Source organism: Flectobacillus major DSM 103 (assembly GCF_000427405.1).
GTDB classification, from domain to species: domain Bacteria; phylum Bacteroidota; class Bacteroidia; order Cytophagales; family Spirosomataceae; genus Flectobacillus; species Flectobacillus major.
In genome coordinates this window covers 3,229,425-3,254,064 of the sequence record NZ_KE386491.1, presented here as the reverse complement: position 1 = coordinate 3,254,064, position 24,640 = coordinate 3,229,425, and the positions used below count along the sequence as shown (strand labels likewise).

General features: G+C 35.4%; 22 protein-coding genes. 8 read left to right on the top strand and 14 right to left on the bottom strand.

All coding sequences use genetic code 11. The features are described 5' to 3' along the window. The first annotated feature begins 17 nt into the window (after positions 1–17). The 5 genes from FLEMA_RS0127910 (at position 18) to FLEMA_RS0127885 (ending at position 4,390) form a co-directional block, all read left to right on the top strand. A complete protein-coding gene (locus FLEMA_RS0127910; RefSeq protein WP_044172043.1) occupies positions 18–767 on the top strand; it encodes a DUF547 domain-containing protein in 750 nt (249 codons plus the stop codon). Positions 768–817: 50 nt separating this feature from the next. Beyond that, on the top strand, positions 818–2,230 hold the full coding sequence (locus FLEMA_RS0127905) for a DASH family cryptochrome (protein ID WP_026996239.1): 1,413 nt from the start codon (positions 818–820) through the stop codon (positions 2,228–2,230). A 238-nt stretch (positions 2,231–2,468) separates the two neighbouring features. Continuing rightward, on the top strand, positions 2,469–3,056 hold the full coding sequence (locus tag FLEMA_RS0127895) for a LemA family protein (protein ID WP_026996238.1): 588 nt from the start codon (positions 2,469–2,471) through the stop codon (positions 3,054–3,056). A gap of 87 nt (positions 3,057–3,143) precedes the next feature. Beyond that, a complete protein-coding gene (locus FLEMA_RS0127890) occupies positions 3,144–3,566 on the top strand; it encodes a TPM domain-containing protein (protein ID WP_044172042.1) in 423 nt (140 codons plus the stop codon). A 62-nt stretch (positions 3,567–3,628) separates the two neighbouring features. Then, complete coding sequence (locus tag FLEMA_RS0127885; protein ID WP_044172041.1) at positions 3,629–4,390, top strand: TPM domain-containing protein; 762 nt, start codon at positions 3,629–3,631, stop codon at positions 4,388–4,390. 117 nt (positions 4,391–4,507) lie between these two features. On the opposite strand, the gene FLEMA_RS70325 is transcribed toward FLEMA_RS0127885, so the two are convergent. Beyond that, entirely contained in the window at positions 4,508–4,951 is a 444-nt protein-coding gene (locus FLEMA_RS70325; RefSeq protein WP_044172040.1) for a hypothetical protein, read from the bottom strand. A gap of 240 nt (positions 4,952–5,191) precedes the next feature. On the opposite strand from FLEMA_RS70325, the gene lpcA reads away from it, so the two are divergent. Beyond that, a complete protein-coding gene (gene lpcA / locus FLEMA_RS0127860) occupies positions 5,192–5,767 on the top strand; it encodes a D-sedoheptulose 7-phosphate isomerase (RefSeq protein WP_026996234.1) in 576 nt (191 codons plus the stop codon). A 71-nt stretch (positions 5,768–5,838) separates the two neighbouring features. Continuing rightward, positions 5,839–8,892 (top strand): AsmA family protein, encoded by a 3,054-nt coding sequence (locus FLEMA_RS0127855; RefSeq protein WP_044172038.1) that lies wholly within the window; start codon positions 5,839–5,841, stop codon positions 8,890–8,892. A gap of 37 nt (positions 8,893–8,929) precedes the next feature. On the opposite strand, the gene FLEMA_RS76165 is transcribed toward FLEMA_RS0127855, so the two are convergent. The 13 genes from FLEMA_RS76165 to FLEMA_RS70260 all read right to left on the bottom strand — a co-directional run bounded on the left by FLEMA_RS76165 (position 8,930) and on the right by FLEMA_RS70260 (position 23,821). After that, a complete protein-coding gene (locus FLEMA_RS76165) occupies positions 8,930–9,478 on the bottom strand; it encodes a 3-coathanger stack domain-containing protein (protein WP_052354127.1) in 549 nt (182 codons plus the stop codon). Positions 9,479–9,528: 50 nt separating this feature from the next. Next, positions 9,529–10,953 (bottom strand): autotransporter outer membrane beta-barrel domain-containing protein, encoded by a 1,425-nt coding sequence (locus tag FLEMA_RS70315; RefSeq protein ID WP_144080116.1) that lies wholly within the window; start codon positions 10,951–10,953, stop codon positions 9,529–9,531. A gap of 36 nt (positions 10,954–10,989) precedes the next feature. Beyond that, positions 10,990–12,903 (bottom strand): polysaccharide biosynthesis protein, encoded by a 1,914-nt coding sequence (locus FLEMA_RS70310; protein ID WP_044172037.1) that lies wholly within the window; start codon positions 12,901–12,903, stop codon positions 10,990–10,992. Between the two features lie 103 nt (positions 12,904–13,006). Beyond that, entirely contained in the window at positions 13,007–13,972 is a 966-nt protein-coding gene (locus tag FLEMA_RS70305) for an MraY family glycosyltransferase (RefSeq protein WP_044172035.1), read from the bottom strand. Positions 13,973–14,004: 32 nt separating this feature from the next. After that, positions 14,005–14,907 carry an NAD-dependent epimerase/dehydratase family protein gene (locus FLEMA_RS70300; protein WP_044172033.1) on the bottom strand — a complete coding sequence of 301 codons (903 nt, stop codon included), beginning with the start codon at positions 14,905–14,907 and terminating at the stop codon, positions 14,005–14,007. After that, complete coding sequence (locus FLEMA_RS70295; RefSeq protein ID WP_044172031.1) at positions 14,904–15,743, bottom strand: glycosyltransferase family 2 protein; 840 nt, start codon at positions 15,741–15,743, stop codon at positions 14,904–14,906. The genes FLEMA_RS70300 and FLEMA_RS70295 overlap by 4 nt, the downstream gene beginning before the upstream one ends. Continuing rightward, positions 15,718–16,425 (bottom strand): glycosyltransferase family 2 protein, encoded by a 708-nt coding sequence (locus FLEMA_RS70290; RefSeq protein ID WP_044172030.1) that lies wholly within the window; start codon positions 16,423–16,425, stop codon positions 15,718–15,720. The genes FLEMA_RS70295 and FLEMA_RS70290 overlap by 26 nt, the downstream gene beginning before the upstream one ends. Continuing rightward, positions 16,422–17,492, bottom strand: coding sequence for a hypothetical protein (locus tag FLEMA_RS70285; protein ID WP_044172029.1), 1,071 nt, complete (start codon positions 17,490–17,492; stop codon positions 16,422–16,424). Before FLEMA_RS70285 ends, FLEMA_RS70290 begins: the two co-directional genes overlap by 4 nt. After that, positions 17,489–18,361, bottom strand: a complete 873-nt coding sequence (locus FLEMA_RS70280; protein WP_044172027.1) for a glycosyltransferase — start codon at positions 18,359–18,361, stop codon at positions 17,489–17,491. Before FLEMA_RS70280 ends, FLEMA_RS70285 begins: the two co-directional genes overlap by 4 nt. Next, complete coding sequence (locus FLEMA_RS70275; protein WP_044172025.1) at positions 18,351–19,631, bottom strand: oligosaccharide flippase family protein; 1,281 nt, start codon at positions 19,629–19,631, stop codon at positions 18,351–18,353. Before FLEMA_RS70275 ends, FLEMA_RS70280 begins: the two co-directional genes overlap by 11 nt. 28 nt (positions 19,632–19,659) lie before the next feature. Beyond that, the gene (locus FLEMA_RS70270) at positions 19,660–21,123 is read right to left on the bottom strand and encodes a capsule assembly Wzi family protein (protein WP_052354124.1); all 1,464 of its coding nucleotides are present in this window, start codon (positions 21,121–21,123) and stop codon (positions 19,660–19,662) included. 58 nt (positions 21,124–21,181) lie between these two features. Further along, entirely contained in the window at positions 21,182–22,444 is a 1,263-nt protein-coding gene (locus FLEMA_RS70265; protein WP_044172023.1) for a nucleotide sugar dehydrogenase, read from the bottom strand. Positions 22,445–22,585: 141 nt separating this feature from the next. Continuing rightward, entirely contained in the window at positions 22,586–23,821 is a 1,236-nt protein-coding gene (locus FLEMA_RS70260) for a spore maturation protein (RefSeq protein ID WP_044172021.1), read from the bottom strand. Between the two features lie 113 nt (positions 23,822–23,934). On the opposite strand from FLEMA_RS70260, the gene FLEMA_RS0127525 reads away from it, so the two are divergent. Next, a complete protein-coding gene (locus tag FLEMA_RS0127525; protein ID WP_169719929.1) occupies positions 23,935–24,639 on the top strand; it encodes a M15 family metallopeptidase in 705 nt (234 codons plus the stop codon). Position 24,640 lies beyond the last annotated feature (1 nt).

Sequence of the window (24,640 nt, the reverse complement as noted above, 5' to 3'; positions counted from 1 at the left end):
TAAAACGAATGCGAGTTATGCACTTTCTATTAATATCATTGTTTGTATTGATTTCGGGTTGTTTCAATACCAATGCACCAACGTCTTCAGCTTCGCCTGTAAGTCATGAGGCTTGGAATATGTTACTCAAAAAATACGTCAATACGTATGGACAAGTTAACTACAAGGCTTGGGCAAAAGACACTGTCGGCCTAAGCAAGTATGTAGAAATGTTATCGAAGAATGCTCCAAATGAAAAAACATGGACACATACCGAACAGCTTGCTTATTGGCTCAATGCTTATAATGCTTTTACGATTCAACTCGTGTTGCGATATTATCCCTTAAAGAGTATCAAAGATATAGTGAAGCTCAATATTCCATTCGTGAATTCGCCGTGGGATATTAAATTTATTACTATTTCGGGAAAGAAATTTGACCTCAACGATATAGAACATGGTATTATTAGAAAGAAATTTGACGAGCCTCGTATTCATTTTGCACTAGTTTGTGCAGCAGTTTCTTGTCCTCAATTACGCAATGAAGCCTATACGGCCGAATTATTGGACAAACAGCTTAATGACCAAGCCTATCGTTTTATCAATGACCCCAAAAAAAATGTTATCACTACTAATAGGGCTAGTTTGTCGAGTATATTTTTATGGTATGGTAGCGATTTTACCCAAAAAATGCCCCTACAGAGTTATATCAATCAATATGCTATTACCAAAATGAATCTGGATACCAAGCCGAGCTATTTAGATTACAACTGGAATCTTAATCAATAACTCAAACTTTGTGGGCAGGTGCTAGTTATACCTAAAAAAACTAGCATAAAATGAGCATTATTGTTTGGTACAGAAACGACCTAAGAGTACACGACCACGAACCCTTGTGGAAGGCATCACAAGAACAACAGCCAGTATATCCAGTCTATATATTTGACCCACGTCAGTTTGAAGAACTTCCTTTAGGATTTTCAAAAACAGGAAAATTTAGGATACAGTTTTTGATAGAATCTGTTCAAAATTTGCGTGATAATTTACAAAAAATAGGCTCAAATCTTTTGATACGAATCGGTAAGCCCGAAGAAATTATTCCACAGCTTGCTATAGCATTAAGTGCAACGAGTGTGTACTGCTCGGAGGAGGCTACTTCTGAAGAAATTACCATCGATACAATTCTGGAAGAGAGATTACAAAGTTTAGATAAAAAGTTGTTATTTTTCTGGACATCAACGCTTTATCATATCGACGACCTGCCCTTTGAGATAGACAAACTTCCAGATGTTTTTACGCAGTTTAGGCACAAGGTAGAAAAGATGAGTACTGTTAGGGGGTGTTTTCCTACTCCGATAAGATTGCCTACTATTTCATTTTTAGAAATAGGTGATATGCCAAATTTATCGGATTTATTGGCAATGACTCCGCCCCAAAATACGTTATACCAAGGAGGCGAAGATGCTGGGAAGGCTCGATTACAAGCTTATTTTTGGGAAAAAGATTTACTAAAAGTATACAAAGAAACCCGAAATGGGATGCTCGGGTTAGACTATTCTTCAAAATTTTCGGTTTGGCTTGGCCTTGGTTGTATTTCGCCAAGGTACATTTACCAACAAATAATAGCGTATGAATATGAACGCACCAAAAATGAATCTACTTATTGGTTGATTTTTGAACTTATCTGGCGAGACTATTTTAGGTTTGTTGCGTTAAAATACGGAAATAAGCTATTTTCGCCATTGGGTATCAAACAGCATCGCCAGCTCAGACAGCACCAAAATAAGCGAGTATTTGAGTTATGGCAACAAGGCGAAACGGGTATTCCACTCATAGATGCCAATATGAAAGAATTGTTGGACACAGGCTTTATGTCGAACCGAGGGAGGCAAAATGTAGCAAGTTTCTTGGTAAAAGATTTACAAATAGACTGGACATGGGGAGCTAGCTGGTTTGAGAGCCAATTGCTAGACTACGATGTTTGCTCAAATTGGGGCAACTGGAACTATGTAGCGGGTGTAGGCAACGACCCACGCGAAAATCGGTATTTTAATATTGCTATTCAAGCCGAACGCTACGACCCACAAGGCGAATATGTTAAGTTTTGGCTACCAGCACTAAAAAATATACCTAGCGAAAAAGTACATTGGGTATCGGTATTGTCGGCAAAAGAACAACAAAGCTATCAGATACAGATTGGTGTAGATTTTCCGAAGGCATTGGTAGATGCCAATAAGTGGCGAAAGAAATAGCTTTTCAAACTCACAGATAAAACTAACCATTCAAATAGGAAAAAGCTTATTCACCAAGTATTTGATAGAAGCCCCCAAAAACGGTATTACATTTGGCAAAGCTTTAGTAATAGTTTACCTTGAAGAGTCAAATAATACGTAGCTTTGCAAAAGACCACATATACAGAGCGATAGGCAACCGCTCTTATGCTTTAACCATTATATTGAGTTGCCTAGTTAACTTAAATTTACCAAAACTATGTCAAAAGGAACAATCATTGCATTAGTTGTTGCAGCGTTATTAATTTTCTGGGGTATCGGTGTTAGAAACGGAATGGCTACTAGCGAGCAAGATGTAGAAGCCTCTTGGGCGAATGTACAAACAGCTTACCAACGTCGTGCAGACCTGATTCCAAACCTCGTGAAAACTGTACAAGGAGTTGCCAATTTTGAAAAAAGTACACTGTCGGATGTAATCAATGCTCGTGCAAGTGCTACACAAATCAAATTAGATGCAAGCGACCTTACTCCTGAAAATATGGCTAAGTTTCAAGCAGCCCAAAGCCAATTGAGCGGTGCATTGTCGCGCTTGATGGCTGTTGCCGAAAACTATCCAACATTAAGAGCAACCGAAAATTTCTCTGAATTACAAGCTCAACTTGAAGGTACAGAAAACAGAATCAAAGAAGAACGTGACCGCTTTAATGGAACTGTGAAAGGATACAACAACAAAATCGTAACTTTTCCAAACAGTTTGATTGCCAGCTTCTCTGGATTTTCGAAGAAGGGTTATTTTGAAGCTGATGCTTCAGCACAAAAAGCTCCATCGGTAGATTTTTCTAAATAAAATAGTAAAAGACAGCTAGTTATAGTGAGAAAGTCTCCTCGATTATTTTCACTACATCTAGCTGTCTTTTCTTTTATCATTCAAGTTATGTTACTTTCAGAAGAACAACAATCTATTATTGTTGATGCAATCAGGGCTGCCGAAAAGCAAACTTCGGGCGAAATAAAAGTGCATATCGAGCAATTTTGTGCTGGTGATGCACTTGAAAGGGCCAAAGCCGTTTTTGCTCAATTAGAATTACATAAAACCCAACAACGCAACGGTGTACTTTTCTATTTGGCTTATACCGATAGAAAATTTGCTATTTTAGGCGATAAAGGTATCAATGATGTTGTACCTCCCGACTTTTGGGTATCTACTCGTAACATCATGCAGTCGCACTTTATTATGAGTGAATATGCCGCAGGGTTTGCCTCAGGCATAGAAAAAGCAGGCGATGTTCTGAAAAAATATTTTCCTTATCAGTCTGACGATATCAACGAAATATCCGATGAAATATCATTTGGATAACCCTTAGAGGCTTTTGTTGTTTGCAATCGGCTTTATCTAATCACGTCTTTATTAATCTGCTCATGTCGAGAAAGTTCCAACAATATATTGCTTTGGTATTCTTCTTGGTGTCAATAGCTACAAGGAGCTTGGCACAGGAAATTCCAGCACAGCCCAATCCGCCACGAATGGTCAATGATTTTGTGATGAAACTCAAACCTAATGAATTGAGTACTTTAGAACAAAAACTTCGAGGCTATCGTGATTCTACTTCTACCGAAATTGCCATTGTTATTGTTAAAAACACAGGCGAATCTGACCCCTACGATTATGCTATGAAAATTGCTAAAATGTGGGGAGTAGGGGCGAAAGACAAAAATAATGGCGTGGTACTATTATGGGCAACCGAAACCCGTAAGATTCGCATTGTAACTGGCCGTGGTATTGAAGGGGCTCTTCCCGATGCAATTTGTAAACGTATTATCAATACTATTATCATTCCTAATTTCAAAGAAGGTTTGTGGTTTCAGGGTTTAGATGAAGCTACTACCGAAATGATTAAAAGGGCAAATGGCGAGTTCGATGCTGATGCTCAGGAAGAAGATGGTTCTGGTATTGGTGTTATTATTGCTTTAGTATTGATAATCATCGTTATTTCATACTTTGCATCACGCCGAGGTGGTGGCGGTGGTTCTGGAGGTTATCGTGGCGGTGGCGGTTGGTATCCCCCAATTATCATTTCGCATGGTGGAGGTAATTCATCTGGTGGAGGGGGCGGAGGTTTTGACTTTGGCGGCTTTGGTGGTGGCGACTTTGGTGGCGGTGGTGCTGGTGGTGATTACTAAGAAAAAAAGCTAAACATTGTTCATAATATCTTTTAGCAAAATTACACGAGAAGAACCTTCCTTCTCGTGTAATTTTGAAGCATTCTTTATATATCAAAAGTAAGGACTATAGATTTTTTAGAAATTATCGGTGCTCAGAACAATGACATTTCCAGGGTACTGAATACTGGCATTATCTTCGGCAGTAATAAATATTTTGATAGGTTTAAACGAAGAAACGGTTTCAAAAGAGGCTTTGAGCTGTGATGATAGCATTTTGGAATTGCTGTTTACCTGCCCCAAGTTTTTGGTGTAATTTTGGTCGGTTACCATCCAAACCACATAAGTCTGTTTAGGAGGTGTTAGGCGACTTACTTCCGCTAAATCGTCAATATTGATATGGATAACATAATTTTTGTTACCATCTCTAGTAACCTTAATGTCGCCACGAGCAGCAGGAACAACCGCCGATGTCAAAAAAGTAATTTTCTTGCTACAAGCACTAAATGCTATTGTAGAAAATAGAATCAAACTGTAAACAAGAAGTTTTTTTGTAATAGTATTGTGTCTTATCGTATTCATCGTATTTTGTATATTTATAATAATTGAAGTATTACAAAGGTGCTTGTTATCAAGGAGTAATGTGTTACATAATTCTGAGAATAAGTTTTATAATTCACACATTGGTTGAAGTACCCCTAATCAACCCACAGTATTAAGACTTGTGGTATCTTGTTGATTTCTTTCAAGGTCTTTTTGTACCTTTGTCGATTGTTTATTCAAAAACAAGATTATTATTCATTAAATATTAGAAAATCTGTGTTGAAAAATATCATTGCTCAAGAGCTCAACGAGGCTCAGCTAGTCCTACAAAATTTTTTGTCAGATGAACAGAACATTCAGCAGATAGAAGCTGCTGCAACGTTGATGGCAGATGCTATTAAAGCTAATCATAAAATTATTTCTTGTGGAAATGGAGGCTCGCATTGCGATGCCATGCACTTTGCAGAAGAATTATCGGGGCGTTATCGTAACGAACGCCGTTCATTACCAGCTATTGCTATTTCGGATGTATCGCATATTTCTTGTGTAAGTAATGATTACGGTTTTGAATATATTTTCTCTCGCTTTGTAGAGGGGCTTGGTAATGAAGGCGATGTTCTGTTGGGTATTTCTACAAGTGGTAATTCGGCCAATATTATTCGAGCTGTAGAAGCTGCTAAGGCCAAAGGAATGAAGGTGGTAATATTATCAGGAAAAAATGGGGGTAAACTGGCAGGAACGGCCGATGTTGAAATCATAGTACCGCATTTTGGCTATGCCGACCGTATTCAGGAAGTACATATCAAAATTATCCACATCTTTATACTTTTAATCGAGAAGATGGTAATCGGATAATTTCTTAAACTACTTTTCGTTGATATATTTGTAAGCATGTGCATTTCAGTACATGCTTTTTTTATTTCTCTATGAAAAAGTTAATCCTCTATATTATCGTCTTTGTTTTAGGACTGGCCATTATTGCTTTGGCTGTACCTATTTTCTTTAAAGATACTATTCAGCAACAACTCAATCGTGCTATTGCTCAGAAGGTTAAGGCCAAAGTATATTATCAAGACCTAGGCTTGTCTTTTTTTAGAAGTTTTCCTTCACTAACCCTTTCATTGACCAACTTTGGTGTTGTTGGTAAAGCTCCTTTTGCCCAAGATACTCTGATACAAGCAAAGTCATTAGATATGTCGATAGACCTTTCAAGTGTGTTGAAAAGTACGCCAACAATTCAGTATATCAATTTGGTATCTCCCAAAATCTTTGTAAAAGTTCTTAAAAATGGACAAGCGAATTACGATATTTTGGTGAAGGAAGAGCAACCATCAACACCCTCAAAAGCATCTGAACAGCAGATGGAAGTAAAAATAAAAGGCTGGCAGATTCAGGAGGGAGCTTTGCAATATATCAATTTACAAGATAATTCTTTGATAGAATTATCGGCTATCAATCATAATGGGCACGGGGAAATAGCCAATGAGCTATTTGACCTTGAAACAAATACCGAAATCACGAAAGCAAATGTGTACTTTCAAGGAAAAGAGTATCTCAATAATAGAAAAATCACCTTACAGTCGCTTATTGGTGTAAATCAGGCTCGTAAGAGCTATACCTTTCAGGATACAAAATTAGGAATCAATGATTTTTTATTAACCCTTGCAGGGACTATCGCACAAGTTAATCAGGACTATCGGATTGAACTAACCTTTGGAGCTCCTGAAAATGCCTTCAAAAACCTTATTTCATTGATTCCAAGTTTGTACCAAAATCAGTTTAATACCTTAGAGGCAAATGGGAATATCCAGTTTGATGGCCATGTCAAAGGTTTATACAGTGCTACAACATACCCAGCATTCAATTTGAATTTGCAAGTCAACCAAGGAGCATTCCAATATCCTAATTTGCCAGCAGGCGTAAAAAATGTAAACCTTGATTTGAATATCAATAATGGTACCGCTCAGCTCGAAAATACTAATATTAATTTAAAAAGATTTGATTTAATATTTGGCAAAAATCCAATCAAAGCAAAAGCATCGATTCAGGGTATTAAAACAGCAAAAGTTGAAGCCGAATTACAAGCAAAGTTTGATTTGCAAGAGCTGTCGCAGCTCTTCCCGATGGATGGTCTCAATATGAAAGGAGCTTTTAGTGTTGACTTGCAGTCAAAGGGTACTTATGATTCATCAACCAAGCAATTTCCTATTACAAAGGCTGCATTATTGTTGAGGAATGGTTATATCAAATCAAGTAAATTTCCAGAACCCATAGAACAAATCAACCTGAGCGCCGTACTCAATAATACAGATGGAGCTTTGTCTTCTACATTGCTCAATATTAATCAGGCCAACTTTGTACTAGAAAATGAGCCTTTTGTAGCCAAAGGAATTATCAACGATTTCAACAACTATTCGTGGGATATAGCAGCAAAAGGTAAGGTTGATTTAACCAAAATTACAAAAATATATCCGCTTAAAGGCATGACTATAAAAGGTATTGTTGATGCAGATATTCATACCAAAGGTAAGATGTCGGATGTTACAGCAAAGCGATATGGCAATTTACCCACATCGGGTAGGGCTCAGTTAAGTCAGTTTGAATATGTTTCCAAAGAATACCCACAAGGAATCAAGGTGAATCATGCTAAAATGAATTTTACGCCAAGTACGATTCAGGTGGTAGAATCTAACGGCTATTTAGGAAGTAGCGATTTTCAAGCAACAGGTAGCTTCTCTAATTATCTTGGTTATGCTTTAGGCAACGATAAGCTCAAAGGGAATATACAGATTAGTTCTCAAAACTTTTTAGTCAACGAATGGATGAGCGACCAACCAAAAGCCAAACAACCTTCGGAAGCAAAACCAGCCAACCTTAGTGTTGTTGAAGTTCCTCAAAACCTGGATATTACAGTGAATGCTCAAGCTTCTCAGATTGTGTATGACAAAATGAATATGAAGTCAGCAAAAGGTATCCTGAAAATAGAAAATGGTATGGTTAAATTACAAAATACGTCATTTGATGCCTTAGGAGGACATTTTGTAACCACAGGGACATACAATCCTGTAGATATTGCTCATCCCAAATTTGATTTTGGTCTAAATTTAGAAAAAATCAATTTAACCGAAGCCTATCAAAACCTTAATGTAGTAAAGGCACTAATGCCTGTGGCTCAGTATATGCTAGGCGAAGTATCAACCCAGTTTAAGTTGGATGGTGAGCTTGGACAAGATATGATGCCTAATATGCAAACAATCAATGGGGCAGGATTAATAAAACTATTAAAAGCTACTATCAACAATAATCCATTGATTGAAAAACTAGTTGAAAATACAAAACTAACTCAGTTAAAAGATTTACAATTGAGTAATCTATTGATGCAAATTCAGATTAATCAAGGTACACTTAGTATAAAACCATTTACGATAAAATGGAATGATTATAACCTGAAGGTAGAAGGTCAACATGGTATTACTGGGTCGATGAACTATAAGCTGGGATTTGATATACCTAGTGGAAAAGCTGGAGAAACATTCAGCAACGTGTTTACCCAGTGGACAGGAAAAATTCTACAAAATACGCCCCGAATCAAGTTTGATTTGGGATTAGGAGGAACACTCAAAATACCTGTTGTAAAGTTTAATGGAAGTAGTACTGCACAGAGTTTGAAAGATGCCGTGGCTACAGAAGCCAAGACTCAAATAGATGCCGTAAGAGCTCAGGCAACCGAACAACTTGATAAACTAAAACAAGAAGCAGAAGATAAACTAAAGGCCGAGAAAGATAAATTATTACAAAATGCACAAGATAAGTTAAAAACCGAGCAAGATAATATTCAAGCACGAGCTAAAACAACGGCCGATAGCCTAAAAAAACAGGCTATGGAACGAGCTAGAAAACTGTTAGAAGAGCAAAAGAAAGGAGTGTTGGATGGGCTTTTCAAAAAGCCTAAGCCAGTAAAAAAAGATTCTACTAGATAAAATAAAAGCCCTTCTAAATGAAGGGCTTTTATTTTATCTAAAATTTCGACATTTTATTAGATATTACAGATCGTTCTGTTTTCAAGGTATAAAGATAAACCCCCGATACCTTATTATTTCCTTCAAATTTGACTTTATGCATTCCTGCCTCTTTATATTCATCGTCGATAAGGCGAGTTACCTCAATCCCCGTGATATTACTCACCGATAAGGAAACCTTACCTGCTTGAGGAAGATAAAATTGGATTTCAGTACTTTCAGCAAAAGGATTTGGACTAGCATTAAGACTAACAGCTAAAGATTCTGCATTAGCGGAGGGTGTTACTTTTCCTATACTAGCTTTAAATGCCGTTCCTTTTTCAGTTGAAAAACCTGGTAACATTGTTACCGATTGCCCTGCCTCATAGTGCACTTTCGACTTAGATTCGACTAAATTACTAGCTCGTATTTTTTCGACAGCTTGAATGTGCTGGGTGCTACCGTAAGATATAGCATCTTTTAGTTCAACACTCTGTTCTTGTCCCATCACGTACCCACTAGGAATAGTGACAATCGACAGGATAAGTAAACGAATGATTTTTTTCATTTTCTTGATGATTTAGATTGAAAAATAAATGGGCCAAGCATCACAAAGGACTAACGTTTACGTTTAGTAAGAGCTTTGATAGCTTTTTTCATTTGTTGGTTTTCTTTTTTCAATTCAATCATATAAAGTGTTAATTCTTCTATTTTCTCCAATAATTTAATATCGGTTTTATGCAAATCATTACCGTTTTCAACCATTTCAGCAGCAGATGGAACATTAGGTAAGTGTTTGTTTTGTTGAATATACTTCTCAACTTGACTCAACGTCATACGGTTATATTTTTTGTCAAAGACATAATCTGCCCATTCATCGGAGTTTTTAAGAGCTACTTTAACTTTTTCTGTTAAGACACCTTCTGTAACATATAAGTTATAGCCACTAGGAAGGCTTTCGATACCTTCACCAATGATAATTCCTTTAGGGTTATTGTTTTTCAAAAAACCATTTTTAGTTAGTAGCCAGTTATCAGACGATATTACACTAGTTCCTTCAGACACAGCATTAGTTGATTGTGACGTAGTTGAGCTAAATGTTACGATATTGCCACTTGCATCAGCAAATAATTGTTTTAACCCTGTAGTAACAGTTTTATTAGGAAGGTTTCTTAACTGTAGTACATTTGCACCACTACCAGCACCTACCACCACTAATTTAGCACCGTTGGTAATAGGGTCGCTTGTACCAATACCAACACTTGCGTTGTTGCCTAAAACGATGGCGTTAGAAACACCTACAACAGCATTAGAACCAATGGCAACAGCGTTGGTAATATTTCCAGTTCCAGCTGTTGTGCCTGCTTGAAAACCTATAAATATATTAGAACTTCCTGTTGTAATATTATTCCCTGAGCCTGCTCCAATAAAAGTATTAAAGAAGCCAGATGTGTTACCTTGACCGGCATAGGTTCCAATACTTGTATTGTAGTACCCTGATGTATTATTGTATCCAGCAGACAATCCAATAAATGCATTACCATCGGCATTTTGATTAAATCGTCCTGCATTAACACCAATGAATGTATTAAGATTCCCTCCTCCATTTGCAGCTCCAGCAGCAGTACCCATGAATAGGTTATTTCCTCCTGTTGTATTACCCTCTCCAGCACTTACACCGATAAAAGTATTAGCTGCTCCTGATATATTTCTGTATCCTGCAAATGAGCCTAGAAACATATTGCTTGCTCCTGATGTATTCTTTGCACCAGCATTTTTGCCTACAAATGTATTATTAGTACCAGAATTGATAACTCCTGAGCTATCACCTAAAAAGATATTTTGAAAACCTTTAATACTTAATATTGTTTTCCCTCCAATTTTATAAGCACTATCGGCTTTGATATTGACACTACCTCCTGTAATATTTACAGGGTTGGCGATAATAAGGCTTTGACCTGTCGGTGCTGTAATGGTCTGTGCCGAAAGATTCATAGCACAGCCTATTAATAAACTTGCAGATAATAATAGACGTATTTTCATGTTCGTGTTGATTTTAGAATTTTATTAGAGTTTTTATTATATTTTTTTGCGGTCTAACTCTTCATAAATGGAGTTATTACTAATGTATTCGGGTACAATATGCTTTATTTTGGTAACTAGCGTTTTACTAGAACATTCGTATAATGAAGACGCTAAATCATCGAGGGCTATTTCCATCTGAGTATAGCTCGGTGTTACTACCTTTGCTATCATTATTTTAGAATGATGAGTTGGTAGGGTATTCTCATTATTATTAAGGAGTTCTTCGTATAGCTTTTCGCCAGGTCTTAATCCTGAATATTCAATTTTAATATCGTAGTCAATCCTGAGACCAGAAAGTACTATCATCTTCTTGGCTAAATCTACAATCTTAACTGAATCGCCCATATCAAATACAAAAACTTCTCCTCCATTACCCATCGCAGCGGCTTCTAAAACTAGTTGACAAGCCTCTGGGATTGTCATAAAGTAGCGAGTAATTTCGGGGTGTGTTACCGTTATAGGACCACCACTTTCTATTTGTTTTTTAAAAAGTGGAATTACTGAACCATTTGAACCTAGTACATTACCAAACCTTGTGGCAATAAATTTGGTTTGAATACCCGACACATGATTCATACTTTGGGTATACATTTCTGCTAAACGCTTTGATGCCCCCATTACATTTGTTGGATTAACAGCTTTGTCTGTCGATACCATAATAAATTTATCAACATGGTATTCGGCAGAGAGGTCTGCAATAACTCTTGTTCCTAGTACATTCACGCGTATGGCCTCGTATGGGTTGTTTTCCATCAAAGGAACATGCTTATAGGCTGCTGCATGAAACACAATATGAGGCTTGGCACTATGGAATATTCGTCTCATTCGGTTGCTATCCGATACATCAGCAATGACAACTTGTACTTGTGTATTGTTAGGAATTTTCTTACGAATTTCAAATTCTAGATCATATAATGCTGATTCTGCTTGATCTACTAAAATGATTTTTGCAGGGAAAAAAGACAGTAATTGTCGGATAATCTCACTTCCAATAGAACCTGCTGCTCCCGTTACGAGAATTACCTTACTATTAATTTCTTTGCTGATTTGAAGATTATCTATCTGAATGGGGTCTCTACTTAGTAAATCCTCAATGTTGATATTATGTAATTGATTAACCGCAAATTCACCTCCAACCCATTTATCGACAGGAGGTAAGGTTTTTACAATAATCCCTTTTTCTAAAAATAGGTCACTAATTTGTCTTTTTTTAGTGTTAGAAAGGTTATTGATAGCCACAATTACATCAGTGTTTGATTGATTATCAATAAGCTTGTTGAGAGCATGGTTAGGAGTGTATACTCTTACTCCCTCGATTGTTTTATTGGATTTTGCCTCATTATCATCAATAAAACCAAGAATGTTATAATTTTTGGTTTTATCGTTCATCAAAACATTTTTAGTAATTAACCCCGTTGTTCCTGCTCCATAAATGATAACATCAATATGAGGGTTTATATCTGCAACTAGTGTGTCATACACTGATTTAACAAGAAATCGTGAGGTTATTAATAAGAAAATACAAATGAAATACTCAATCACCAAAATAGACAGGGGAACATAAAAAGGAGTATCTATATCGCCCCAATATCTAACCAATAAAGACATACCCCCTGCAATACCAGTGCTCAAGGTTATGACTTTAAATATGGTCATGGCATCCTCAATACTAGTGTATCGAATAATGCCTGTGTATGAGCGGAAAAAGAAAAAACTGCCTAGACGGATATATAATAAAAATAAAAAATGATATTGTGCTAATGTCCAATTGATAGCTAATACATTAAAGTTATGCCTTAATAAATAGGCAAGAACAAAGGATATAAGCGTTATACAAATGTCTATTCCTAGTATAAGCCATCTTGATACAAACTTATTGGAATATTTGCTGAGTAAAGGTTTTGACATATATTAAAGAGTATAGGCTATGGATTGTTTTTTTTCAGGTGATGAATTAATTTACCATGCACGAAGTTAATAATTCTTCTAATAATATAAAATCATATTTATTTTACGGTCTGATTTTCAGTAGTTTGGTTTTTATCATAACATAAATTGTTCCCAATATGGTAAGTACACCCCCAATAGACACCCAAGGCGATATGGTTATTACAGATTGTGTTGCAATAACAAAAATATTGATAATCGCCTGAATAGCAATATAGATAATACTAGTGACTAAATGAGGTATTTTTAGGTTATTGACTAAAATTTGATACAAATGTAAGCGATGCGCTTCAAATATATTTTGCCGTAATATAAGTCTATGAATAATAGTGAAAACACTGTCGATACCATAGACAGACAAAAGTAGGATATATAAAGGGTTTTGATGAATCAAAATTAATTTAATTAGTAAGAAAAAAATAATACAGGCTATCGAAATACTTCCAATATCGCCAGCAAAGCATAATGCCTTTTTTCTGAAGTTGAAAATGTTGAATACCAATAAGCTAGCAATAATACAAAGAAGAAACTCATTTTCAATGAATTGGGTCTGCGAAATATTGATATACCAAAGCGTTAATAAGGTTATAAGACTGTAACCTCCTGTAATACCATTAATGCCATCCATAAAGTTATAGGCATTAATAAAACCAACTCCTATAATAGTAAGCCCTACCCAAACAAAGATATTATTTAGAGGTACTTCTAGCTGAATGAGTGCTAAAACGATGACTAAAAACTGAAATGGAAGCCTATAACGATTGGGGAGTGTCATAATATCATCAATAAAGCTTACCAACGCCACAAGGGTCAAACCTATAAAGAAATAGGTGTACTGCATAGCATACCCCCAATATACTAAGGCTGCCACAAAAAAAATGATACCACCACCACGAATCGTTATTTGAGAGTGCGAGCTTCTTTGGTTGGGTTTGTCAATAATATTGTAATGGTCTGCTATTTTTAAATAAAGAAGTTCAATTAAAAATAAAAACAGAAAACTAAGGACAAGGAATGTAAAATTGGGCATTAGTATTGAGATAAAACTTGGAACTGTTTAGGTTATTTAGTTTTTTGAAAAGATTGGACAGTCATTATAATTCCCTCTTGCGATGTAATCGGCAGAGGTTTGTTAATAGCATTCTTGATTTTCTGATTACTCACCAAATAATTTTCTGTAAGTTTCTGTAGCCGTTCGGTGGTTAGTGGCAACTTCAAGATTGAGCCAATTTGAGCCATTTTGATAATTACAGAGCGATTGATATTCCACAGTTTAGGCTTTTTACCGAGTGATTCACTAATTAATTCGATGAGTCGATTAGTCGAAATAGGCTCATCATCGGCAAGGTTATATATACCCGATGGAATATCGTTTCGTACAATAAGCTCACCTATAACAAAGCATAGGTTATCAATGCTAAGGAAAGACCTCTGATTGGTAAATTTAGCCAAAGGATAAGGGATATTATTTTTTACAACCTGATATAGCAAATTAAGATTTCCTTTATTGCCAGGGCCATGAATCATACAAGGCCTCAGAATATAATAGGCCTTATCAGTAGGTAGAGGCTGTTTTTGTATATATTCTTCGGCCATAAGCTTTGATTTGCCATAATGAGTAGCTGGATTAGCCTTCATTTGTTCAGTCAAAAAACCTTCGACTTGGTCTGCCACAGCCTTAACCGAGCTAATAAAAATAAATTTACTAGCTTTAGACTTCAAAAAAGCATTATACAAAGACACTGTTTTCTGAAAATTAACTTCATAATATTCATCGGCATTATCAACATTCTTCAAATCATGGGCTTTTCCTGCCAAATGGATATAGACATCGCCATCATCAACCGTCAAATCAGTAATCAGTGCTTCACGAAGATTGATACGATTAATAGGATAATCTTTTAGGAATTCAATAAGATTAGAGCCTACAAACCCTGTTGTTCCTGTAATATGGAGTGATTTCATTTTAACTGATTTAAAGCCTTATTATTAATGATTGCTCTATTTTTATCCCAAAACCACCCCCATTTGTTAAAATAATAGATAGCACTTTTTATAGAAATAATAAATAGCTTCCAATTTTTAGCTGATTCTCTGGCATACCCATGAAACACTTCTGCCTCAGGGAAGAAAATGGTTTTATAATCTTTTCCAATTCTTCTTGAAATATCTATGTCTTCAGTATACATAAAAATATTTTCATCAAAGAGTCCCACTTTTGAGAATACATCCGTTCTAATTAGCATGAAGCAACCAGAAATAAATGGTATTTCGATAGTTTTGTCATAGTTAAAATGCTTAAACTCATATTCATCCAATTGTTGCTGAAATAAAGGTAATAATAATTTAGGAATCAATCTTTTAGCGAAAAAGTCAAATGGAGTAGGCAGTTTTCTACACAAATACTGAATAGAGCCATCTTGGTAGTAAACTTTAGGAGCTATAAGGCCAATATCTTTATTTTCGACGATATGATTGAATAATTTCTCTAGGTTACCTTTTTTATATTCTATATCAGGGTTTAGTATCAGGTGACATTTAGATAATTCAATTGACTTACGGATAGCGATATTGTGTCCTGCTCCAAAGCCTACGTTCTTATTATTGAAAATATATTCAATATTTTTGTTATAATCACCGAATACTTTTAATGTATCAGTTGGGGAGTTATCTATAACGAATAGTTTAATTTTTAAGTCAGTATTTAAAAAACTATCAATAGCTTGTTTGATATCATCAAATGTATTTTGATAAGTCACTAGTGAGCAGGTTACATCATACTCTTTTTTTGAAATGGGCATACACTATTGCTTTTAATAAATTCAGTCTGAATGATATTTTTTTAATAAAAGGATATTGGCTTGTTTCTCCTGTATAAGATAGATTACTTCCATGTCGCCTATAATAAATAAGTTTCTTATTGAGAAAGTATGGTTTAAAGTACAAAGAGGCTATAACTCCAATCCACATATCATGCATAGGGATATATTTAGGAAAGGGCAATGTATTATTGAGTACATTTCTATTAAATGCCATACAACACCCAATATAAGGATTTTTAATAATAACCTTTAGAGGGTTAAGATTAGGTATTTTTGTCGATTGTTCATTCATTGGTACTAAATCGCCATCCACAACCTGCAAGTCTGAAATAACTAAGTCATAGAGAGTAAGATATTCAAGGGTTTCTGATACTTTCTGAGGTAGCCAGACATCATCTTGATCTGCTAAAAATATATACTTTCCCGTAGCTTGTTTCAGGGAATGTTCTATATTAAATATGACATTATGAAAGTGTTGGTTTTCAAATATTTTAATCCTAGAATCTGCAAAACTTTTAATGATATCAACAGTACCATCAGTAGATGAATCATCTGAAATAATGATTTCATCATTTTCACCGAGTTGTACAAGTATAGAGTTAAGCTGTTCTTTAATATATCTTTCTCCGTTAAAGGTGGCTATGCAGACTGATATTTTCATTCGGGTTTAATATGTTTAGAAGTGTTTTTATTACATATTAATAATATAATTAGAAAGTAACATGGAAAATAATACCTGTTTTGACTAATGGGAATAAAGGCAAATAGTATACAAAGAATATTGAATGTAAATAGTACTTTAGCTAGAAATAAATCTTGACTATTTCTAGTATTAAATAGTGCAATAGGAATCAGTACGAAGAATAGTAACGATTGAACCCAAATAACAAAATTATTATAAACATCATCAAAGTTAAATAAGGAATCGAGTCTAATTAAACTTCCGAATAGATTCAACATAATTTTAGGGATGACTACAAAAACGTATCCGTATTTATTTTGGATCTCATTTAGCATAGTAATTGTACCTTTTGTGCCGTCACTATTAACACTTGCATCACTTTCTAATAGGTACTCCGATATTGACTGGAAATTATTTATAATTAGATTATTGGCAATGGTTATAATGATAATGATAGCGAGAAGAACTAATTTATTTTTTATATCCCAAAAGGGAATAAATCTAAAAATCAAAAAAAGAATTATAAATAGTAATGATAATTCTTTTCTAGCTAATAAGGCTATAACTATTGAAATGAAAAGAATAATGAATTTTCTATATTCTAAATAAATACAAAATAGTATAATAGCTAGTAGCGAAATGATTTCTTTGTTAATCGAAAATAAGCTAAAAAATAGAACAGGATTGATTAATAGAAGTACTACTAATTTGAGCTTGTCGATACTCAAATATTTTTTGATTAAAATAAAACATATAATTAAGAGTGAAATATTTAAGAAGTATATAATATTCAGATTTTCACCAAAAATACCTAGAATAAGAGTAGGTCCTAAATAGTTTGGTTTTAGTAGTAGTAGTTGAACTATATTATCTACATCTCTATAAGCATTTACATACGTTGGATGATCTGCATATAATCTATATCCTTTGATGGTTTGATCTGTATCTGTAGCTAGTTCAATATCTGTTTTTGCAAAAGAAAAGAAAAATAATGTGCTGATTGTTATGTATGTGATAATTATTATATCTGCTACCTTAACTCTCATAGTTTTAGACGTAAATTTAATGATGTAAAAGAGCGAAATATAAATTGACTACTATTATAATGTATTGCTAATTTAATACCTCTTAGTAACACAAAGAACTTACACAATCGATCGCTAAAATGACTATACTCCATATTCCTTGCTCCCTCACAGTAATATTGAAAACGTATCAAGGCACTCTCTAGTGTAGTATTCACATCAAATGAGGCTTCTTGTGTGCAGTCTAGATTTAGTAAGGTAAAAGTGGTATGTACTTTTTTTACTCGCTCTATAAATACAAAATCACTAAAATCAAGTTTTACAGATTCTTTGTAACCTCCTGCATTAACGAATGTTTCTATGAATATGAGAATACCACTATTTACTACTGAATATTTTTTGAATGAATGTTTGCCTCTTCTGATAGTTGATAACATCCATCCTCGACCCATCGAATATTTTACAGGGGAGAAAATACCTTGTGTAAAATGTAGTAATGGTACAAATACTTTTTCGGTGCTATCTTCTATTATAGCATTTATATATTGTTTAAGTGCATCAATAGGAAATGTTGTATCTTGATCAGATAACAGAACCCACTGTTTTTTATTTTCTTTTGCAATACGCACTCCTTGATTATAAGCTTTACTTACTCCTGGATTGTCAGAATTATGTAAATACTCTATAGTAAAATGCTTGAATTCTCGTAGCTCACTCTTCGTAAATAATGGCAAAGGACTATTATCTACTAAAATTATATGGAAGATAGTATTAAGATTCTTAGCCGATTCATGTAATGATATAAAGGCTTCACTTTTATCTGGTTTTCTGTTGTAGAGCACCATAATAATTGATATATTACTAATGATGGTCTCAATATTATTTTTCATATCTAATAATTGCCAAATCTGTAGATTTCTCAACAAGTAATATTACAGAGGCCGTGATAAATAACTCTGTGATAATCATTGAAATACCTGTACCTATTGAACTTAAATAGGGTGTTAAAATAAAGTTGGATAGTATACAAATAACAGCTCCTATTACTAGGATTTTACTACCTCTTTTTGCATTGTCATGAATTAACAAAACCTGATAGAAGGGTATGTTTAAGCATACAATAGCTGGAATAAAGCTGATAAGCCTAATTAGAGTAACTAAGGAAGTACTATCGATGCTATTTAATCCAAAGTATTGAGGAATAAGCTGTGCAAAAATAAATAGTATTCCGCATCCTAAAGTTACTAAGATAAAAAAAGGCAAGAAAATTTTCTTTAAAAATGCGTGCATTCTTTCTTTGGCCTCGGTAACAATAACACAAATATGTGTGTAAACTGCCTGTGAGAAAACAACCAATAATTGTCTCGTTAACATGGCTATTTTTTCGGCAATACTATAAAGCCCTAATACGTGATCATTGGCAAATAAGCCTAAGATTACAATGTTACTGTTGACATAAATACTAACCGAAAAGTTAGATATAAAATAATAGAAACCGCTCTTTAACTGATATTGAACACTTTTCCATAAGCCTTTCGTAATGAAGTAAATACCAAATCTTCGAATGAGAAATAATGTACTAATGATTCCTGCTATAATATTACCTAATCCTAATAATGGATTGACCCACTGAGCATCATCAACTTTTTTTATCGAAAAAAATATTAATCCCGTAAATAGTACCTTGGCAATCAAATTAGTGTATGTCGTATATTTCATGGTATCCATTCCCTGAAAAAACCAAGTAGGCATAGCTATTTGGCCTATTACCATTAAATAACTTAATAGAAATAAAACCCAATTTTCTCGAAATTTTGGGTGTAATTGAATACAAACAACAAGAATACAAAAGGCCAGTATGGCAAGGACAAGTTTGGTTATTAATACTTCGCTGAAGATTCTACTTAGTTTGTCAATATTGTTTTTATTTAACGATATTTCTTTTACCGCCGATAAACTAAATCCATAATCTACAATAATAAAAAAGTAGAGCATGGTTGTTTGTGCCAATGCTACAATCCCATATTTGTCAACACCTAAGGTTTTGATAAGATAAGGGATAATTAATATTGGTATTACAAAATTAGTACCTTGTAATAACACTAAGGAAAGAAAGTTTTTCGATATTCGACTGTACTCTTTGTACTTTTCTGGTAACATCTAATCATCTGTTAACGTAATGGCATCTCTACCAAACCTTCCGTATACCAACATATCCGCCAAAATTGGCTTGATAAATCCCATTGTTGTCATATCCTATCGCAGTGCTCAGCTCACAGTTAGGTAGAATATTTAAGGGAGTTATCATTTTTATTCCTCCCGAAAACTGTCCTATACTTGTAGCGTAAGGTGCATCGTAAGTACCAATATTCCGACTGTAGGAAAGACGCAAATTTAAGGAGGTTCTTTGATAAATAGATGTTTGTAATCCTAAATAAAAGGCTTGGACTCTGTTATTACTAAAAAAATTGGTTGGAAAACTAGGTAGATTCCGAATGTCTCGACTAGCCACTACAAATGGTGTGCCTATGCCAAATTGATCGTACGACCAGCCATCACGGTATTGTCCATGGTTTAGGTAGTTATCTAGCCCTCGTAAATTAGAATTGGTATTTTCGGCACCAGTACTACCTCCCTGACTGTAGGTGTTTAAAAACTCGAAAACAATTTTTTTGATGTTTATCAAAGCTGAAAACTGATTTTTTGTGGTAATACTAATACCATTTAATCCATCAGTAATATTGATGAGGTAAAATAGCGATCCGTCTTCATAAATATTTTGACGATAAACTAATATGCTAGCTCTTTGAGTATTGATTTCGAAGCCTAAATCGACTGTCCCAAGATGGTTGCCCGCCCGATTGCCTGCGTCTACAAATCCAAACTTGGTGGTATCGCTTTCTACAGCTAAGCTTTGTCCTGTAACTGCCGAAAGAAAATCTTTGAAGCTAGATGGAAGTTTGCCATTTTTTGAATAATAATTGTCGGGATCAGGATATTTGAGCTCGCCTCCCCACTGAACTTGGTGATTGAAGCCTCCATAAAACTTCATTTTCCAATTGGGCTTTCCTATACGAAGGTAGAAAGTTTTTTGGTGAAGGTAAAAATTCTTTACATCCGAGCGACTGTTTTCAAACCAGCCATGTGCTAGCGAGCCTTTGATTGAAATAAGCCCTTTGGTAAAACCTATAGGCATATAGTTTGGAATAGAGATTTGTATCTTGGGCATTGGAAGGGCATTGCCCGACCAAATATAAGAACCCGACGATAATGTGCTATCGACTAACCCAACTACTTCTTTACGTCGGCCAATATAGGCCTCCCAATGGCCAATTTTACCTTTTATATATAGCTCAGGAATGAGAAAGGCTTTGTTTTCGCCAATATTTCCAACAAGTGAAGCTCCAAATCCCCAATCTTTTTTGCGGTCTTCTCGATAACCCGATACTACTCCAGCTTGTAATGAGGCTGCAGATTGCCTTGGTGCTATTCCGTATTGGTTAGATTTGACCCAAAATGGGGTATTACCATTACTTGAAAGAAATGTTCCTAGTTCAGAAGAATAGGTTATTCTTCTGAGTAATAGCGTATCTTGTGCTAGTACTTTGGGAAGAAAACAACTTAGAACTAATATGAATATAAATTTCTTCAAAGTATCAATTTAAAAATGTAAGCAGATGTATTAAGATGATAAAACGTTTTGGGCGTATCTACAAACGGGCATCTGATTGTGATTTATCCCAGAATGATTTGATGTCATAAATGACAGCATCGCTTCCTTTTAGCGAGTTTATATCAATATGGTTAAATTCTTCGTGTGCTACCGAAAGTAAAATACCTTTGTATTGTGTACCTAAATTTTCTAATAATTGAATTCCATATTCTTCGGCAACCTCTTTTTTATCGGCCCAAGGGTCGTATACCTCTACATCGATCCCAAATTCTTTTAACTCATTATATACATCGATAACCCTTGAGTTACGAATATCGGGGCAATTTTCTTTGAATGTAACACCAAGAATTAAAACCTTACAGCCATCAATTTTATGCCCTTTTTTAATCAAAAGTTTTACCAATTTATTGGCTACAAAAACACCCATATTATCGTTGACTCTTCTACCAGATAGAATTACTTGAGGATAATAGCCTAAGCTTTCAGATTTATGGAGCAAATAATAGGGGTCGACACCAATACAATGGCCACCAACTAAGCCTGGTTTAAATTTTAGGAAGTTCCATTTGGTGCCAGCCGCTTCTAGTACTTCGGTGGTGTCGATACCCATTTTGTCAAAAATTAAAGCTAATTCATTGACAAATGAAATATTGACATCACGCTGAGCATTTTCAATAGCCTTTGAGGCTTCGGCTACTTTAATAGAGGGGGCTAAATGTGTTCCTGCTGTAATAATAGCTCCATAAAGTTTATCTACAAATTGGGCTATAGCAGGTGTTGAACCCGAGGTTACCTTTTTGATTTTTGTTAAGGTATTTACTTTATCGCCAGGGTTAATTCTTTCTGGCGAGTAGCCACAAAAAAAATCTTGATTGAAGACAAGCCCGCTTTCTTTTTCCAAAATTGGTACGCAGTCTTCTTCTGTACAGCCCGGGTACACTGTTGATTCATAAATCACTATATCACCATTTCTTAGGGCTTTACCAACCGTTTTGCTGGCTGCAATCAGAGGGGTAAGGTCTGGTTTTTTGAATCGGTCGATAGGGGTTGGTACTGTAACAATAAAAACATTACAGGTTACTAAATCATCGATATTGGCCGAAAAGCTGAGATTCACCGACGATTGTAAGTTGTCGGTATCTACCTCTTGGGTACGGTCGTAGCCCGAAGCCAGCTCGTGGATTCGTCCTTGGTTAATATCAAAACCAATGACCGAGAATTTTTTACCGAACTCTACAGCCAAGGGTAATCCTACGTAGCCAAGGCCAATTATTGCTATTTTTATATGATTTAAGTCCAAAACTTTGAGATAATATTTTTGTAAAATGCAGCTATTGATTGGTTAGGTAATTGGCAATAGATAGCTTCTAAAAAGAAATACGCCCTCAAAGTTAGCCAAAAAAAATAATCCAACCATACTTAATTTATCTAATGGCAATTTCTAATGAAAGAATAAGTAACTTACCAGAATAGCCGTTATGATACCTGCCAAGTCTGCTGTGAGGCCAGCCCAAAGTGTATAGCGAGTTTGCTTGATATTGACTGAACCAAAATATAGGGCTATAACATAGAAAATGGTATCGGCCGACCCCTGAAATACACACGACAAGCGTCCTGCAAATGAATCAGGGCCAAAGGTTTTCATGGTATCTATCATCATGGCTCTTGAGCCACCACCACTTAGGGGGTGCATGAGTGCCGTTGGTAAGGCATCGGTAAAATCGGTGTTGATATTGGTAAGGGCAAAAAGGTATTTCATACCGTCTACAACCCATGTCAATGCTCCTGAATTGCGAAGTGCCCCAATGGCTACCAACATGGCTACCAAATAAGGAATAATTCTTACGGATGTTTCAAAACCCCCTTTTGCTCCATCGATAAAGGCATCAAATACATCTACTTTTTTGCGTAAAGCTCCTAATAAAAACGATATTATCAGAACAAATAGAATCATATTACTGGCTACTTTCGAGATAATTTCTATTTGCTCTTTGGGAATACTCGCAAAATACCAAAGTAATAGGCCTATCAGAGCGGTAATACCTCCGAGCCAAGTCAAGGTTACTTTATCGAAAAGATTGATTTTTTGACGAATGGCCACAAATAATAAACCCGTTACAGTAGCTACATAAGTAGCAATCAGACAAGGAATAAAAATGTCAGAAGCATCGGCAGCTCCGTAAATGGCCCGCTGAGCCATTATACTAAGCGGAATTAGTACTGGGCCTGCACTATGCAATACCAAAAACATAATTTGGGCATTCGATGCTACATCTTTGCTAGGGTTGAGTTCCTGCAAACTTTGCATAGCTTTAAGTCCAAAAGGTGTAGCCGCATTGTCGAGTCCTAGCATATTGGCCGAAAAGTTCATAATCATTTGGCCTCCTGCGGGGTGATTTTTAGGAACTTCAGGAAAAAGCCTATTGAAAAATGGCCCCACAATTCGGGCAAGGAAATTAATAGCACCAGCTTTTTCACCAATATTAAGTAAACCCATAAAGAAAGTCATTACACCAGCCAACGGAAGGGCAATCTTCATAACAGAGGTTTCGGCCGAATCAAACATGCCATCTATTATTAGTTTGAATATTTCGGTGTCTCCAAATAAAATAAGTTTGATAAGAGCCACAACAAATGCAATTACAAAAAAGGCTATCCAAAGGTAATTTAATGCCATATTAAATGGGAGAGATAAGGGTTTGGGTGAATTTAATTCTATATAATTTCTTTATTTACTATCAATTGAAAACTAAATTTAAGTTTTTATTCCTTACCAAAGTACTCTATTCTATGAAAAAGCATTTCTTTTGGGTTGTTCTGTGTCTTATTTTCTGTGGAAAGACTCGACTTATGGCTCAAAAAAACACGAACAAAGCCATAAAATGTATTTATGAAGAAAAAATGGCCAATCAAGGTTTAGTGAATATCCAAACCATAGACCCCTCTATTTTGGTCGAACTCAAATATTCGACAACCGATAATTTTGTCGGAAAAGATGTTTATGGCTGCATAACCAATTGCTTTATGCAAGCAAAACCCGCTCAGATGTTAGCTAAAGCTAGTGCTATACTTCAGCAAAAACAACCTCGTTATCGCTTATTGGTATATGATGGAGGCCGCCCACTGGCCATTCAGAAAATACTCTGGAATGCTCTTTCGCAATATCCGCCTCACCAGAGAGAAACCTATGTGGCCAATCCTGTTCAAAAGTCTATCCATAATTATGGAAGTGCAGTTGATTTAACGATTGCTACCGATAAAGGAGAGGCTTTGGATATGGGTACAAAGTTTGATTTTTTTGGCCAATTGGCTTATCCTACACATGAGGACTATTTCTTGAAAAAGGGAAAACTAACTGCTCAACAAGTAGCTAATCGACGCTTGTTGCGAGACGTAATGCAAGCCGCAGGTTTTATGCCTATCAAATATGAATGGTGGCATTTTAATGCCGTTTCTCGTAGCCAAGCCAAAGCTATGTACAAGATTATCGAGTAAG